16 protein-coding genes are annotated in these 15,003 nt (G+C 50.5%); all 16 read left to right on the forward strand.

Annotated elements, in window-relative coordinates; all coding sequences use genetic code 11:
• Positions 1 to 159 precede the first annotated feature (159 nt).
• The 16 genes from ACTOY7_RS06350 (at position 160) to ACTOY7_RS06425 (ending at position 14,953) form a co-directional block, all read left to right on the forward strand.
• Positions 160 to 438, forward strand: coding sequence for a ribosomal-processing cysteine protease Prp (locus ACTOY7_RS06350; RefSeq protein WP_482670328.1), 279 nt, complete (start codon positions 160 to 162; stop codon positions 436 to 438).
• A 111-nt stretch (positions 439 to 549) separates the two neighbouring features.
• Positions 550 to 1,362: a DUF4355 domain-containing protein gene (locus ACTOY7_RS06355; protein ID WP_482670282.1), complete on the forward strand. Its 813-nt coding sequence runs from the start codon at positions 550 to 552 to the stop codon at positions 1,360 to 1,362.
• A 7-nt stretch (positions 1,363 to 1,369) separates the two neighbouring features.
• On the forward strand, positions 1,370 to 1,579 hold the full coding sequence (locus tag ACTOY7_RS06360; protein WP_482670283.1) for a hypothetical protein: 210 nt from the start codon (positions 1,370 to 1,372) through the stop codon (positions 1,577 to 1,579).
• Positions 1,580 to 1,595: 16 nt separating this feature from the next.
• On the forward strand, positions 1,596 to 1,925 hold the full coding sequence (locus tag ACTOY7_RS06365) for a phage head-tail connector protein (RefSeq protein ID WP_300826045.1): 330 nt from the start codon (positions 1,596 to 1,598) through the stop codon (positions 1,923 to 1,925).
• On the forward strand, positions 1,922 to 2,230 hold the full coding sequence (locus tag ACTOY7_RS06370; protein ID WP_482670284.1) for a hypothetical protein: 309 nt from the start codon (positions 1,922 to 1,924) through the stop codon (positions 2,228 to 2,230). Before ACTOY7_RS06365 ends, ACTOY7_RS06370 begins: the two co-directional genes overlap by 4 nt.
• Positions 2,231 to 2,234: 4 nt before the next feature.
• Positions 2,235 to 2,585 carry an HK97 gp10 family phage protein gene (locus tag ACTOY7_RS06375; protein ID WP_160281833.1) on the forward strand — a complete coding sequence of 117 codons (351 nt, stop codon included), beginning with the start codon at positions 2,235 to 2,237 and terminating at the stop codon, positions 2,583 to 2,585.
• Positions 2,586 to 2,588: 3 nt separating this feature from the next.
• Positions 2,589 to 2,999: a DUF5072 family protein gene (locus ACTOY7_RS06380; protein WP_482670285.1), complete on the forward strand. Its 411-nt coding sequence runs from the start codon at positions 2,589 to 2,591 to the stop codon at positions 2,997 to 2,999.
• A 15-nt stretch (positions 3,000 to 3,014) separates the two neighbouring features.
• On the forward strand, positions 3,015 to 3,593 hold the full coding sequence (locus ACTOY7_RS06385) for a phage major tail protein, TP901-1 family (protein WP_394683825.1): 579 nt from the start codon (positions 3,015 to 3,017) through the stop codon (positions 3,591 to 3,593).
• Positions 3,594 to 3,609: 16 nt separating this feature from the next.
• Positions 3,610 to 4,182: a hypothetical protein gene (locus ACTOY7_RS06390; RefSeq protein ID WP_482670286.1), complete on the forward strand. Its 573-nt coding sequence runs from the start codon at positions 3,610 to 3,612 to the stop codon at positions 4,180 to 4,182.
• A 135-nt stretch (positions 4,183 to 4,317) separates the two neighbouring features.
• Positions 4,318 to 5,058, forward strand: a complete 741-nt coding sequence (locus tag ACTOY7_RS06395; RefSeq protein WP_482670287.1) for a tape measure protein — start codon at positions 4,318 to 4,320, stop codon at positions 5,056 to 5,058.
• A 43-nt stretch (positions 5,059 to 5,101) separates the two neighbouring features.
• Positions 5,102 to 5,806: a response regulator transcription factor gene (locus ACTOY7_RS06400; protein ID WP_300822139.1), complete on the forward strand. Its 705-nt coding sequence runs from the start codon at positions 5,102 to 5,104 to the stop codon at positions 5,804 to 5,806.
• 18 nt (positions 5,807 to 5,824) lie between these two features.
• The gene (locus ACTOY7_RS06405; RefSeq protein WP_482670288.1) at positions 5,825 to 8,596 is read left to right on the forward strand and encodes a sensor histidine kinase; all 2,772 of its coding nucleotides are present in this window, start codon (positions 5,825 to 5,827) and stop codon (positions 8,594 to 8,596) included.
• Between the two features lie 381 nt (positions 8,597 to 8,977).
• Positions 8,978 to 9,508: a DUF6323 family protein gene (locus tag ACTOY7_RS06410; protein ID WP_160281707.1), complete on the forward strand. Its 531-nt coding sequence runs from the start codon at positions 8,978 to 8,980 to the stop codon at positions 9,506 to 9,508.
• A gap of 40 nt (positions 9,509 to 9,548) precedes the next feature.
• Entirely contained in the window at positions 9,549 to 10,595 is a 1,047-nt protein-coding gene (locus tag ACTOY7_RS06415; protein WP_482670289.1) for a DUF6179 domain-containing protein, read from the forward strand.
• Between the two features lie 226 nt (positions 10,596 to 10,821).
• Complete coding sequence (locus tag ACTOY7_RS06420; protein WP_300886095.1) at positions 10,822 to 11,847, forward strand: helix-turn-helix domain-containing protein; 1,026 nt, start codon at positions 10,822 to 10,824, stop codon at positions 11,845 to 11,847.
• Between the two features lie 196 nt (positions 11,848 to 12,043).
• Positions 12,044 to 14,953: a C39 family peptidase gene (locus ACTOY7_RS06425; protein ID WP_482670290.1), complete on the forward strand. Its 2,910-nt coding sequence runs from the start codon at positions 12,044 to 12,046 to the stop codon at positions 14,951 to 14,953.
• Positions 14,954 to 15,003 lie beyond the last annotated feature (50 nt).

Below are 15,003 nucleotides of genomic sequence, written 5' to 3' on the forward strand. Positions count from 1 at the left end.
CCCCATGGTGCCCGCCGTGCCGGTTCTATGAGAAGGAGTTTATCTTCCCGCTCATCCGGATGGCCGGTGCGGATAAGGTTCAGAAGGTTAATGCACAGGAGCTATAGACATTAAAAAGGTTGCTGAATTTTTGGAAGGGAGTGATGTGTTTTGATTGAGGTGGGTCTCCGGAAGGATGGAATCATGATAAGCGGCCATGCGGGCTATGCTCCGACAGGTTCTGACATTGTCTGTGCCGGAGTGACGGCGCTTACGCAGGAACTGATCAGATCAATGGAAGGATTAACGGATGACCGAATAGAAACGGATATCGGGAGCGGTATGGCATCGATCCAATATGGGGATTTATCAGAAAAAGGAAGACTTCTGATAGATTCCTTTTTTATTGGTATCTGTATGATTGCGGAAGAATTTCCGGACTATGTGCGGATTACATGACCAGGCGTGGAAGTCGTAAAACTCTACGGGATCAAAAAGGGCAGGCGTGGATCCCTGAAAAGCTACGGGAAACAACGCAACAAGGAACACGAAAAACGATGGAGGCAGGATATGAAGAACAAGGAATTTAGACTACTGCAGTTATTTGCGGAAGATCCGGCAGACGGCCAGGACGGAGAACTCCCAAAGGGCCAGGAAAATGGAAGTAAGGATCAGAAGGGGAAAGATGATCCAGAGCAGCCGGCTCCGAAATCTACTGCAAAATACTCGGATGAGGATTTTGACCGGATGTTCAACCAGAAGTTTGCAAAAATGATGGAGAAACATGAAAAGGAGATGGCGGAAGCTACCCGGCTCGCGGAGATGAATGCTCAGGAGCGTGCGGAGCATGAAAACAAGAAGCTCCAGGAGCAGGTTCAGGAGCTGATGCGTAAGGAAGCCATTGCGGAAATGTCAAAATCTGCTAGGGCAATGCTCCGGGAGAAGAACATCAGCATCGGCGATAACCTGCTGGGGGTTCTGATCTCCGAGGATGCGGATCAGACAAAAAAATCAGTGGAAGAGTTTATCAGCCTTTTCCAGGAGGCGGTCAACAAGGCCGTTAAGGATGCGCTGAAGGGGGAGCCTCCCAAAGTAGGCGGGGCGTCAAAACTTACGAAAGAGCAGATCCTGGCAGTGAAGGATCGGACGGAACGTCAGAGATTGATCCAGGAAAATATGCGTGGGGCATATGTGCCGATGTCCGGTGATGTGGCGCAGACATTTGCGCTGATGGCGGATTCCACGGGGCTGGTCGGAATGACCCATTCTATCAATTCCAGGGATGCAAGCGTGGATACCCTTCTGATGTCCTGCGTGAAGTTTTTCCCCGAGTTTGAGGACGGCGTATTTATCGGTACGATAGGAAACGGCACAGGAGCATAGGAGGAGAATGATGTACAGGGTGGTGAAATTCTTTACGGATCTGCAGGATGGAAACCACCCTTATCACGTTGGAGAAGCCTTCCCACGTGATGGGGTGGAGGTTACGGAGGAACGCATCAAAGAGCTTTCCGGAAAGGAGAACAGGCAAGGCGTCCCATTAATCGAATATGTGGAGCAGCCTGCAAAGAAACGTACTTCCAGAAAAAAGCAGGGCTAAAAGCGAGGTGCATTTTATGGAAATGCTGGAAAGAGTGAAAAAACGGATTCCGGACGCAATGCTAAAGGATGAAGTTCTGGAGGAGTATATCAGTACCATATCTGACCGGCTTTGCCTGCGGCTGGGTGTTGGGGCGCTGCCGAATCTGTTTGAGTCGATCTGCGTAGATGCTGTGGTGAAAATGTACCGCCGTACCTATTATGAGGGAATATCAAGCGAAGGGGCGGCGAATATCAGTACGACCTTTGTAGATGATGTGCTTTCCGAATATGCTCAGGAGATCGGAGACTGGAAAACACAGCAGGCGAATGTGGGAGGCTCTGGCAAGGTGGTGAGGTTTCTGTGATCTGGAAAACATGCAGGCTTTTGGCAAAAAAGCAGACCGGAGAGGACGCGCTTCATAACCCACAGTATGACTATGAGGCAGTAAAAGAGACGAGGGCCCGTGTCACGCCCTGGACGGATGAACAGATTGCCCTGGAAGGCCGGGAGGTGACCCGGAACGAACAGCGATTTCTGATCCCGATTCCTTTTTCTATGTTTCCGGAATGCCAGAAAGCAGAAATTGATGGCCGTGTACAGGAAATCACGAAGGTCATAGACCTGAGTCCAAGGTACACAGCGATTCAGGTGAGGATTTATAAGGGATGATGAAATGGGCCTGGTAAAAATAGAATTAAACAAAGTCGATATAGATCGCCTGGCAAGGGCGCTTCAATCCGTGAATGAAGTGCGTTTTAACGCGGTTGTCAAGAAGAATGTCACGGAATTACTCAATGCTGCGAGAAACGGCGGGACGCCCATTGATACAGGAGAACTGCGGAAATCTTCCGGTATCTACGGGGACGAGATGGGCTATACGGTGGATTATGCGCCCCATGTGGAATACGGACACCGTACAATTGACGGGGGCTGGGTTTCCGGCAAGCACTTCCTGAAAGCAAACGTGGATTCACAGGCATTCATCTATTATCAGGATTTGAAAAATGCGATAAAGAAAGGGTAAGTTATGTATAAACAGATAGGACTGACGGATCTGATATCTGCCATCCAGAAGAAAATAGAGGATCATACAGGGACGAAGTGCTATGACGCCGTAACGAAAAATGCGCCAAGTCCTTTTTATTTTGCGGAGATCATTGGAAAACGTCCAGCCCATTCCAAGACCATGTGGCGGGATGTCTTTACAGTCTGGATCCATGCGGTTGCGGAACCGGGCGAATCTTCTGTAAGGATTTACAGTCTGATACAGGAGCTGGAAGAGGCGCTGACGGAGGACATTGAGCTTCCCGAAGGATTTGATCTGATCATGCAGACCAATAACGGAGTGCAGACGATCAAAACAGACGAGACCAATGAAAAACATGCGGTTCTGGCTTATGAATTTATGATCTGCTACGGATTCAAATGTAAAATTTAAGGAGGAGATGATGTTATGAGATTCAATAGATTTTTATTACAGCTTTTTGCAGATAACGCATTTGACGGCGGCGCTTACTGCGATTTTTCAAGTTCTGCGGCGAAGGCACTGGCCGGGAAGGATATCCGGCTTGCCGTCTATAATGCAGATGGGAGCAAGCTGATCGCCATTGGGGGACAGAAGGGGCTGACGATCAACCGTTCCGCGGATTCCATCGAGATCACCAGCAAGGATACAGCTGGCGGCTGGAAATCAAAGATTGCGGGTATGAAGGAGTGGAGCATTGATAATGACGGCCTTTACGTCCCTGGGGACGAGGCGCACAGTATTTTGTCGGAATCATTTGAAAATTCGGAGCCTGTATGCATCAAGGTGATTGATGGAAAACGGAAAAGAGGGATGTTCGGCGGCCTTGCAGTCATCACAGACTATCCGCTGGAAGCGCCCTATGATGATGACTGCATGAGTATGGACACCTGGAACGGAGAAGCAGAGCTGGCAGCGGCGTCAGGAGAAAGGCTTCTGATCGTGGAGTGTACTTCGGAGGGGAAAGCGAGAAAAGCCGGAATTGCAACAGTAACCATTCAGGAATAGGAGGCAGGGACCATTTATGATTACTTATGGCGGAAAGAATTATGTTTTGAAATACAACATGAAACGGATTGAACTGATTGAGGGAGTAACAAATATGCCGACGCTGGCGGACTTACAGCGTACACGTGGGCTACTCAGTCTGGCATCCTTGAAAGCATATGTCGCATATGGGATCAAAGAGGATGGGGCGGATGTTTTCCTGAATCCCAAGAAAGGGATGGAAATAGCGGAGCCGTATCAAAAGGACATCGACTTCGCTTTTTTTGTTGTCAATTTCGGATATTCCAGATCAGATTATGACGCACTGACGCCGAGAGAGATTGCGTTTATCCGGAAAGCCTGGGAAAGCAAGATGGTGGCAGACAGCTATAACATGTACAATGCTGATTTTACAGCTTATTTCAATGCAAACCGTCCGAAGAGGAAAAAGGGATTGAAGCTGTGGAACAAAAAGAAAGTGAAAAAAGCGGATATGGAAGTGATCCGCGACAACCTGAAAATTATTCGGGATGTAGAAAAAACGGAAGGAACCGGATGGGTGGATGCAATCTATAAGGCGAACAACCTTCCGCCGATAAGGAGGCCTTAAAAATGGCTGATTATACATTGAGTGCAAAGATTACAGGCGATTCTACCGGCTTTGAAAAGGCATTTTCGACAGCACAGAAGACTTTGGATTCCTTCCAGAACAAAGTCTAGAACATCACAAAAAAGCTAGATAGCATTGGCAAACACTTTTACAGACGTAGGGGATAAACTTACTTCACGCATAACGAAACCGGCCATCACAGCCACAAGCGCGCTGACCGGATTGACACTGGCAAAAGGATTTAACCGACTGACCGGTATTGATGACGCAAAAGCAAAGCTGAAAGGTCTCGGGCACGATGCGGAAAGTGTTACAGAAATCATGAACTCCGCTATGGAATCAGTAAAGGGTACTTCTTACGGAATGGATGCGGCTGCTACAACTGCGGCAAGTGCGGTTGCGGCTGGGATCCAGCCAGGGAAGGAGCTGACCAGGTATCTGTCTCTGACAGCGGATGCGGCCGCGATCGCCGGGGCGTCTATGGCGGATATGGGATCCATCATAAATAAGGTCCAGACCTCACAGATTGCATATACGGATGACTTGAACCAACTGGCAGACAGAGGGCTCCCTATATATCAGTGGTTGGCGGAAGCCGCAGGAATCACAGCGGCGCAAGTGAAAGAAATGGCATCCGAAGGGCAGATTTCTTCCCAGATGTTTCTGGATGCCATAGAGAAGAATATCGGCGGTGCGGCGAAGATCATGGGGGAATCTTCATTTACCGCGGCTATCTCAAATATCGGGGCGTCGATTTCAAGAATCGGGGCGAATTTTCTGGATGCCGGGGGGAAAGGGGGAGGTTTCTTTTCCACCCTAAAGCCGATGCTAACCGATTTTAATAATTTCATAAGAAATTTCCTGCTTCCTTATTAAAAATTGCGGGATATCATGTATAATACAAGGGAGGTGATAAGGAATGTATAATATTTTAGTATGTGACGATGACAAAGAAATCGTAGAAGCAATCGAAATATATCTGTCCCAGGAAGGCTACCATATCCTGAAGGCTTACGACGGAATGCAGGCGCTGAAACTCCTGGAGACGGAGGATGTCCATCTGCTGATCCTGGATGTGATGATGCCCAGACTGGACGGAATCCATGCCACATTGAAGATCCGGGAGAAGCACAGCATCCCGATCATTATCCTGTCGGCAAAGTCGGAGGACGTAGACAAGATCCTGGGGCTCAACGTGGGAGCCGACGATTATGTAACAAAGCCGTTCAACCCGTTGGAGCTGGTGGCGCGGGCAAAATCACAGCTCAGAAGATACACCCAGCTCGGCGGCACGGCAAAGGAAGAGTCCGAGACCATCTATGAGACAGGCGGCCTGCGGATGAATGACGACCTGAAGGAAGTGACCGTGGACGGGGAACCGGTGAAGCTGACCCCCATTGAGTACAATATCTTAAAGCTTCTGATGCGCAACCAGGGAAGGGTATTTTCCATCGGCCAGATCTACGAATCCATCTGGAACGAGGAGGCCATCGGGGCGGACAACACGGTGGCGGTACATATCCGCCATATCCGGGAGAAGATTGAGATCAATCCGAAGGATCCCAGATACCTGAAGGTGGTCTGGGGCGTGGGCTATAAGATTGAAAAGCTGGAAAGACATTGAGTGAAAGGATGATAGAGTATGAAGAAATGGTATCGGCATGCGGCCGTAAAGCTCCTGCTGCTCCTGACCGTGCTGATGACGGCGGTGATCGGGACGCTGAGCTTTGTGCTGCTGGCGGGTTTCCCGGATATTGTGACACCGGCGGACGCATTTAGCAAAGAGCGGAGGCCCTATGAGGAAACAGACAGCTTTTTGAACAATATGATGTCTGCGATCGCAACAAAAATGGAACGTGTGGATGCGGCCAGGCTGCTGGAAACGGACGGAAAATATGATCCGGATAAACGGATCGATATCCTGGAATATGCGGCTGACAGCGCTGGAATAGATACTGCGTACAGTTCGGACGACGGCACAGAGGGTTCATATGGTGCAGATTTATATAGCACAGAGGCTGCGGAAGGCGCGGGAGATACAGATCTTGCATCTGATACGGTGATCCTCAGTGAGGAGGACGCATCTGGTACGGATACCGCAGAGCTCAGTGAGGATGATGTGCGTTCCGGCCTGGAATACAGGCTTGGGGACCTGGTGGAGTGGGGCGTATCGGGCGATATGGAGCGTATGTATTACAGTCCATATGAGGATGACAGCATCATGGTCTGCCGGAAGCCGGACGGAACCTACTATTACTATGTGATGAAGGAGTTCAAAAAGCAGTTGTCGGACGGCGGCCTGCGCCTGGAGTCTGACGACGAGGAGCAGTTTTTAGAGGCGCTGGAAAACGGTTATATCCCGGATGGAGAAAACAAGCTCGTGTGGAACGCAGATGGAGAACTCTTATACACGGATGTCTGGAAATATGACGGCGGGCAGATCCGGGAAGCATATGCCCCGGAGGGCGCGAAGAATATCCTGACGGCTGTGAATCGGATACCGGCGCTGAACGGAAAGCTTTCCCAGGTATATGACAGCCTGGAGTATACGCTGAACAGCATTGCATCTATGTACAGCCAATACAAAGAAGAATACAGCCTCTTTAAAGAGGGAGAAACGAATTTCATATATTTGTTTGTAGATGAAGACGAAAAAGCGGTTTACACAAATCATGCCGGGTTTCAGAACTATAAAGATGTGGAGGAGAGTCTGGCATCCATCAAAAATGACGCGGATCTGCGCTATATGATCCTGAAACCGGATTCGGAAGCGTGCGAGAGCAATCTGAATCTGGAAGAGGAGGCAGGGGCATACTGGAGAAACCATAACCACTGGTATGAGGATCGCCTTGGGAAGAATTATACCGTGGCGGCAGCTGTGGAAACCTCCTATCCAATCAATGACATTTTCCGCAGGGCATCAGAAAATTATAATCAATATGTGCCTTATATCAACAAAGCGGCAAAGGCTTTGGTCATTTCCGTGATCCTGCTTCTTGGGGCACTGGTCTGGCTGACCGTGACCGCGGGACGCAGGCCGGAGGAAGACGGCGAACTGTATCTGCATCCCTTTGACCGATGGAAAACGGAGCTGTCCGCGGCGCTGGTATTCCTTCCCTGGCTGGCGGCTACGTTCCTGCTGAGTTCGGCCTGGCGCGGGGTGAGTGCAGTAGAGTACGCTTCGGACGGGAGCTTTTACTATTATGGATTTGAAATGACAACAGAAGATGTCATTGTGATCTCCGTTTACACGGCAGTGACGGCGGTCTGCTTCCTGATCGGCTGGCTGTCCCTGGCGCGCCGGATCAAGGGACGCACGCTCTGGAAGGACAGTATCCTGAGAATACTTCTTATATGGAGCAAAAAAGCGGTGGCAGCATGCTTCGGATGCGCGCAGACATTCTGGCGGCAGCGCCAGGTGTTATGGAAGGTGGCAGCGGCATACGGCGTATTTGTCCTTTTCCACTGGTTCTGCGCGGCGGCAGGATATGGGATCCCCGCGCCGCTTGCCTTTCTGATGTTTCTTGCGGAAGCTGTGGCAGCGGTATTCCTGATTCGAAACGCATTGGAAAAGCAGCAGCTCAAGGACGGGATCAAGGAGATCGCCGCAGGCAGCCTGGATTACAAATTTCCCGTCAAAAAATTCCAGGGGGGGGATTATCAGGATATGTCAGAGAATCTTGAGAATATCGGAAACGGCCTCCAGCGGGCGGTGGAAAAAAGCATGCGGGACGAGCGGCTGAAAACCGACCTGATCACCAATGTGTCCCACGATATCAAGACGCCCCTGACCTCCATCATCAATTACGTGGATCTTTTAAAACGGGAAAATTTTGACGACCCCAAGGTGAAGGGATATCTGGATATCTTGGAAATGAAGGCGCAGAGACTGAAAACGCTGACGGAGGATGTGGTGGAAGCGTCCAAAGTGAGCAGCGGCAATATCTCGCTGGAATATATGGATGTGGACCTGGTGGAAATGCTGAACCAGACCATCGGGGAGCTGTCGGAAAAGATGGACGCAAGGCAGCTCAAGGTCGTCGCTTCCCTGCCCGAGGAACCGGCCGTCATTCATGTAGACGGACGCCGTATGTGGCGGGTGCTGGAAAATATCTTCAACAATGCCGCGAAATACGCCATGCCGGGAACCCGCGTCTATGCGGATCTGAAAAAGGATGGGAAGCAGATCCTCTTTTCACTGAAAAATGTCTCCGAGCAGCCGTTGAATTTTTCTTCAGATGAGCTGACCGAGCGTTTCATCCGGGGGGATGTCTCCCGGAGCACCGAGGGCAGCGGATTGGGATTGTCCATCGCAAAAAGCCTGACGGAGATGCAGGGAGGAAAGTTCGAGCTGTACCTGGACGGGGATCTGTTTAAGGTAACGATTGTGTTTGAAGAAAAGAAAGAAATGTAAACCTGTCAAAACTTGTAAAGGGAGCCGGTATAAAACCGCTCCCTTTTTTTTCATCCTTATTATACTACAAAATTGCCGAAAATTCAAGACTGGTAACTCTCCTGGCGAGGTGTTATAGTTATCTGATGTTACATGTCACACCCCGACCAATCACCACGCTGATTGGTCGGGAGGATGCACATAAGAGCTGGTATTCAGGCCGTCCATTGCCGTAGGCAATTTAAAATGACGGCCTGAGTTACAGGGCACGCCTGGTCAAGGTGTGACCTGTAACTATCTGATGCTACTGGACACGCCTGGTCAGGGTGTAAACAGTAACTATGTGGAAATGTGGAACTATTGTAAATCCTAACACATCAGGCACTTCAAGGAGGGATTCCCATGGAAGAGAACTGGATGGTATTGCTGCAGCAGGAAACACAGATGGCGAAGGTCATGGAAATGAATCGGGTAACGGAGAAGTATGGTCTTGTCTTGAGTGAACAGGACGCGAAGCTGATCGTGTCGGAGCGGGCCAATGCGCTCCGGGAGCAGAGGCGGGTAGAGTTCGGCGGAGGAATCGTCCCCAGGATCATCGAGGAATTTTGTGATTCTGATTTTATCGACCAGAGTAACTATGCGGAAACGATGATCCGTCTGCAGGAAATTTTTTACCTGTACAAGAACGAGATGCAGGACGAGATCTCGGACGATGAACTTCTGCATCTGATGAAGGAACAGTTCGAGACCATCTGCTTCGGGGACCTGGATTATCTGGAGGGAACCTGTCTCAGCATCTTTTCACAGGCTATACGGGCCGGCTACAGGGGCTACAAGGCTTCTGAGGGACGCGGGGAAGCTTCCCGGTTCGATGAAGTGAAACGATGGGATTATGACCTGTATATGGAGGCGCTGAGAGAGCTGTTTGGATAAGACGGAGGATTTTTTTGTTTTCAATGGAGGGAGCTTGCGTATGCATTATGAAATGGAAGAACTGATACCGATCGTGGGCAGGCTGGCGGAAAAATATACGGCCAATGAAAGCACATCTGTCACCTATGAAAAGGCGGAGCAATTGATGGGGGCTGTTCTGTACTGCATCCATGAGGCGGAGCGGCAGGGGCCGCAGGAAGGGGATGCGTCCGGAAATATAGAGGGGGCTTCGGACCGCCATCCGCTGACCGTTACAGAAAAGAAGCTGTCCGCAAAGCAGGCATATGAAGCGGGGGCAGCCTGTGTGGAACAAAAGACCAGGAAGGCGCTGAAGCTGTACCATGAGATCCTGCCGGAATTTCAGTCCTATGAAAATGAGTGCCTGTACGATACCTTTGTCAAAGGACTTCCCGAATTTTTTAAGTGGTACGATGTAAAATTCCAGCCTCAGAATACGATCCTGACGATGGACTATCCGGTTTTAAAGGATATTTCCGGGCTTTCAGGAATCGACAAGGTGTATGCGTTTATAAAATGCATCCGTTTGGAGCAGCGGTTTTTGAAAAAATTTCCCAGGAGCTATGTAGCGGAAATTCTGGAACAGTATGCTTGCGGGATCATCCGGAATATGGAGTCCGGCGGGACGGACAGCGAGATAGGCGGAGCACATTCGGCAGAAGGAGACCAGGACTCATCCGAAACTTCACATGTGGATGAGAACGATGCATTTTATGAGTATTCGAGGAAGGATATCATGGAAAACCTCTGTGAAATTGTATTTATATCGGTCATTCTTCATATCCTGGCCCGGAAACCGCTTTCCGAACCAATTTTTCTGGAATCGGAACATGCCCTTCTGGAGGAAATGTGTTTCCAGAAGGAGCTGCCGGAAATCCGGGAACGGCTGAGAGACGCGGCAGAGGTCCTTTTTGAACAATATGACAATGAGCATGCGGAGGACAAGGAAATAACGAAAAAATCGCGGACAGGACGGGAGCTGTCAGAATATCTGTCCGGCACGATTGACGGATTGGCAGCACGGCTGAAAACAGCGGCAGACTGCGGGACGATTCGGAACCTTATCTGAATCAGAGCGTGCAACAGAATATAACCCGCGGTTATCTTTTTTGAAGATTCCTTAATTACGGTTCAATTGTGAAACACGGTGATGTCTGGTATGATGGAGTCAGTAATTAAAAGATTAGGAACTGTGCAAAAATAAATTGCCTTTTTGTACAGTTCCTTACTGCTCACGGTGCCTTGCGCTTTGCGGCAAGGCTATGAATTGGAATCATAAAAAGGAGGCATTCAAAATGCAGATAGGAGAAGTGATCCGGAAGCACAGGAAGCTGAAAAGTATGACCCAGGAGGAAATGGCGAAACGCCTCGGAGTGACCGCGCCTGCGGTGAATAAATGGGAGAACAGCAATTCATTCCCCGATATCACGCTGCTGGTTCCGATCGCCAGACTGCTGGATATCACGGTCGATACGCTGCTGTCGTTCCAGGAGGAGCTCACGCCCGAAGAGCTTGGAAGCATCTTGCGGGAGCTCACTGATATGATGAAGAAGGAAGGTTACGAAACCGTGTTTCAGTGGGCAAAGAAAAAAATAGAGAACTATCCGAACTGTGAGCAGCTTGCTTTGCAGCTTGCGGCAGCCCTGGACGGATACCGCTTGATGAAGCAGCTTCCGGATTCAGAAAAGTATGACGGATATATCCTGGAATGCTACCGCCGGGGGCTGGAAAGCAGTGAGGAAGGCGTCAGGATCCAGGCTGCGGAGATGCTGTACGCATCTTATATCCGGAACGAGCAATACGAGAAAGCGGAAGAATATCTGCAGTATTTTTCCATACAGAATCCGAACCGGAAAAGGAAGCAGGCGCAGATCTATGCAAAGACCGGACGGATTCAGGACGCAAGCAGGACATACGAAGAAATCCTCTATGCGGAGTATATGGTTCTCAGCGAAGTATTTTATGGATTGCTCGCCCTGGCAATGGAGGAGCAGGACATGGAGCGGGCGCATATGCTGGTGGAAAAGCAGGGGGAGCTTGCGCGGCTTTTTGAAATGAGCAGATACTATGAGATCGTCTGCGGCCTGGAACTGGCAGCGGAGGAAAAGGACAAGGAGAAGGCGCTGGAGATCATGGAAGAAATGCTTTCCTGCGTGGAGGAAATCGGCAGCATGCAGCAGGCGCCGCTTTATGCGCATATGAAGTTTAAAGGCTTAAGAGAAGAAGTTCTGACGGAAATGAAAGAGAATCTGAAAAATGGGCTCCGCGATGAACGCTTTGCGTTTTTGAAGGATGACCCCCGGTATTTAGAATTTTGCTGAGTGTCAGACGATATACATCGTTGCTGTTCCAACAAAATTAAGATGTATTTTTTTCCAGACTATGTTATACTTGTCCCATATCCGCCCGGAAAACGGAGCGGATCAGAAATGATGATTGCGTCGTATCTGCGAGGAAACAGGGCAGATACAATGATTCGTAAATATCTGCGTCATATTTTAAGGGGATAGATATAGCATGAAAAAAGATAAGCCAGATGAAATGACATTGGCACAGGATAAAGTGAAACTGGAAAAAACGAAGAAGAAGCGGATCGGGAAGGAACCGCAGAAGATAGACCAGCCGAAGCAAGGCAGAGCATCAAAAAATTCATCAGGTACAGAGAAACCGAAGAAAGCCAGAGAATCAAAGAATGCAGCTGATACAGAAAAAACGAAAAAGGGCAGATTGCCAAGGGAATTTCAGGGGAAAGGCAAGACGAACGAAGGCCGGGCCGCAAAGGCTGCGCTGAACAATGACGACGCGAAAAAAGCCCGTGCGCGGGAAACGCTGTCCTATATCGACCAGCCGAAAAAAAAGCGTCTGAAGGGAGAACGCTTCCTTGACCAGCCCAGGGGCGGCCGGTGGAAAAAGGCGGGCATCCTGATCGCGGTGTTCGTTCTGGCGATCCTCATAAGCAGTCTGGTCTTAAACCAGGGGACCAGAGACATTACGGTGGGCTTAAGCGATCCGGATCTGCCGAGGGTGTCATTTCAGGTGAGGAATCAGCGGGTCAATGCGCTGGAAGGCTATGTTAATGAAATGGACATCACCGCCATGCGGGATACCATCACGCCGATCGCGGACGACGGGCTTCTGGACATGTATCTGGAAGCCGGCGGGCAGGAGATCGCAGGGATCCGCTATGAGGTGTATTCCCTGAACGGAGAGGAGGTCTACCTGCAGAACGCGGTCAAGGAGCTTTCTGACGAGCAGGTCACGCTGGAGCTTGGAAGCGCCCTGCCGGAAGGCGTTCAGGAAGCCGTGCTGCGGGTTGCGCTGCGGGTCGGCTCGGATGAGGAGAAGGAGATATTCTATTATACCCGGATCGAACGGCAGGACGAATTATCCATAAAGGAATGCATGGATTTCGCAAAGGATTTCCATGAAACAACATTTACCGGGGACAAGGACGACGAGATCGCCTGGTATCTGGAGCCGGATGAGACCGCTGACAACACCACTCTGCAGACTGTCAACATCCATTCCAACCTGTTTCATGTCTGCTGGGGCGATCTGGAGCCGGAGGTGTCCACGGAGGTGGAGTGGAGCATCAAGGAAAGCAACACGGTCTATACGTCCCTGCTGGCAAAATACCAGGTTACCGCCGTAGGAGACCGGGAAGAGACGGAAACCTACAATGTGAGAGAATTTTTCCGGGTTCGGTGCAGCGGCGGGGAGATGTATCTGCTGGATTATAACCGGACCATGAATGAGGTGTTCAACGGAGATCTGAAGATCGTGGACAAGGATGGGATCTTGCTGGGTCTCTCCGAGTCTGAAGTGTCCTATGAGGCAAATGCAAAGGGGACGGTCGTCTCTTTTGTTCAGGATCGGGATCTGTGGACCTACAACCGGAAGAAGAATGAGCTCTCCCTGGTATTCAGCTTTGCGAATATGGAAGGCTATGACGCGAGAAGCCGGAACGACGAGCACCAGATCCGGATCATCAGCGTGGATGACAGCGGCAATACGACATTTGCGGTCTATGGTTATATGAACCGCGGGGAGCACGAGGGCCAGGTCGGTGTGGACGTCTATTACTTTGACATTGCCCAGAACGCAGTCCAGGAGAAGGCGTTTATCCCCAGCACAAAGGCATTTGCCATTGCGGAGGATGAGCTGGGCAAGATGGTGTATTTCAACCAGGAGCAGCAGCTTCTCTACGTGCTTGCGGGCGGCGTGCTGTATCAGGTCGATCTGGAAAAGGATAAGCAGGAGATTTTGGCGGAAAATCTGGAGGAAGGCCAGTACGTGGTATCGGACGACGGGCACCTGATGGCGTTTCAGCCGGACGGTGAGCTGAATACGGCTCAGGAGGTCTGCGTGCTGAATCTGGCAAATGGAGAATCCTACACCGTGAACGCTTCCCGGGAGGAAGAAGAGACGGAGGACAAGGGATGGCATTTTTCCGGCTTCGGCGGCAAGGATAAAAAGGAAGAGACACCGGCCGAGGCAGTGCGTCCGCTGGGGTTTGTGTACAATGATTTTGTCTGCGGCTATCTTCGCGCGGAGGACCAGGGAACGACCATCGCGGGCGATGCCATTTCTCCCATGTATGAGCTGGAGATCCGGGATACCTCCAACAAGGTGAAGAAGAATTATAAGCAGGACGGGGTATTCATCTCCGATGTGCTGATTGAAAAAGGGTTCATGACGCTGAACCGCCTGTCAAAAAATGACGGCGTTTACACAGGGATCCCGCAGGATTATGTGACCAACAACGAGGAACGCAAGGAATCCAAGGTGACAGCGGAGGCATTTTCCACGGTTTTGAAGGAAAAGCAGATGCGCCTTACCTTTGCCGATGAGATCAAGGACTTTTCGCCCAGAATCCTGCGGCCGAAAAAGGTGATGGAAACCCAGCCGATCACCATTTCCTTCGATGATAAAGTGAAGACGGATAAGTTCTATGTATACGGCGTCGGAAAGCTGGCGGCGATCTATGACAAGGCGGCCTACGCGATCCAGAAGGCCGAGCAGATCTCCGGTGTGGTGATCTCCTCGGAGCAGTCCTACGTCTGGGAGAAGGGAAACCGGGATCTGGTGTACTATACCGAAGCGGCGGCATTTCAGAAGGCGGAAGGACAGTCCTCGACCGAGGCCTGCATGCAGTATCTGGAAGGATATGCGGCGCAGTATGTACCTGGGGCAAAGCGGATCGATCTGACCGGGTGTACGCTGAACCAGGTGCTGTATATTATCAGCAAGGGAATGCCGGTGATCATGATGCCGGATCCCGGCCATGCGGTCCTGCTGACCGGATATGACTACGATACGGTGACTTATATAGATCCGGACAACGGGCAGGAGCTTACGGTGAGTATGGAGCAGATGGACGCGGCCGCGGCCGGCGGAGGGAATACGTTTATCGGATTCGTGAAGTGAGTTACACAAGTACAGATTGTGCGGGATATTTCGGAGGGCCATTGAACCGG

The sequence above is a fragment of the Schaedlerella sp. genome, assembly GCF_056796775.1.

Coding starts and splice junctions, on each gene's coding strand:
- ACTOY7_RS06355 (WP_482670282.1), top strand. CDS start 550: ATGAAGAACAAGGAATTTAGACTACTGCAGTTATTTGCGGAAGATCCG.
- ACTOY7_RS06360 (WP_482670283.1), top strand. CDS start 1,370: ATGATGTACAGGGTGGTGAAATTCTTTACGGATCTGCAGGATGGAAAC.
- ACTOY7_RS06365 (WP_300826045.1), top strand. CDS start 1,596: ATGGAAATGCTGGAAAGAGTGAAAAAACGGATTCCGGACGCAATGCTA.
- ACTOY7_RS06375 (WP_160281833.1), top strand. CDS start 2,235: ATGGGCCTGGTAAAAATAGAATTAAACAAAGTCGATATAGATCGCCTG.
- ACTOY7_RS06380 (WP_482670285.1), top strand. CDS start 2,589: ATGTATAAACAGATAGGACTGACGGATCTGATATCTGCCATCCAGAAG.
- ACTOY7_RS06385 (WP_394683825.1), top strand. CDS start 3,015: ATGAGATTCAATAGATTTTTATTACAGCTTTTTGCAGATAACGCATTT.
- ACTOY7_RS06390 (WP_482670286.1), top strand. CDS start 3,610: ATGATTACTTATGGCGGAAAGAATTATGTTTTGAAATACAACATGAAA.
- ACTOY7_RS06400 (WP_300822139.1), top strand. CDS start 5,102: ATGTATAATATTTTAGTATGTGACGATGACAAAGAAATCGTAGAAGCA.
- ACTOY7_RS06405 (WP_482670288.1), top strand. CDS start 5,825: ATGAAGAAATGGTATCGGCATGCGGCCGTAAAGCTCCTGCTGCTCCTG.
- ACTOY7_RS06410 (WP_160281707.1), top strand. CDS start 8,978: ATGGAAGAGAACTGGATGGTATTGCTGCAGCAGGAAACACAGATGGCG.
- ACTOY7_RS06415 (WP_482670289.1), top strand. CDS start 9,549: ATGCATTATGAAATGGAAGAACTGATACCGATCGTGGGCAGGCTGGCG.
- ACTOY7_RS06420 (WP_300886095.1), top strand. CDS start 10,822: ATGCAGATAGGAGAAGTGATCCGGAAGCACAGGAAGCTGAAAAGTATG.
- ACTOY7_RS06425 (WP_482670290.1), top strand. CDS start 12,044: ATGAAAAAAGATAAGCCAGATGAAATGACATTGGCACAGGATAAAGTG.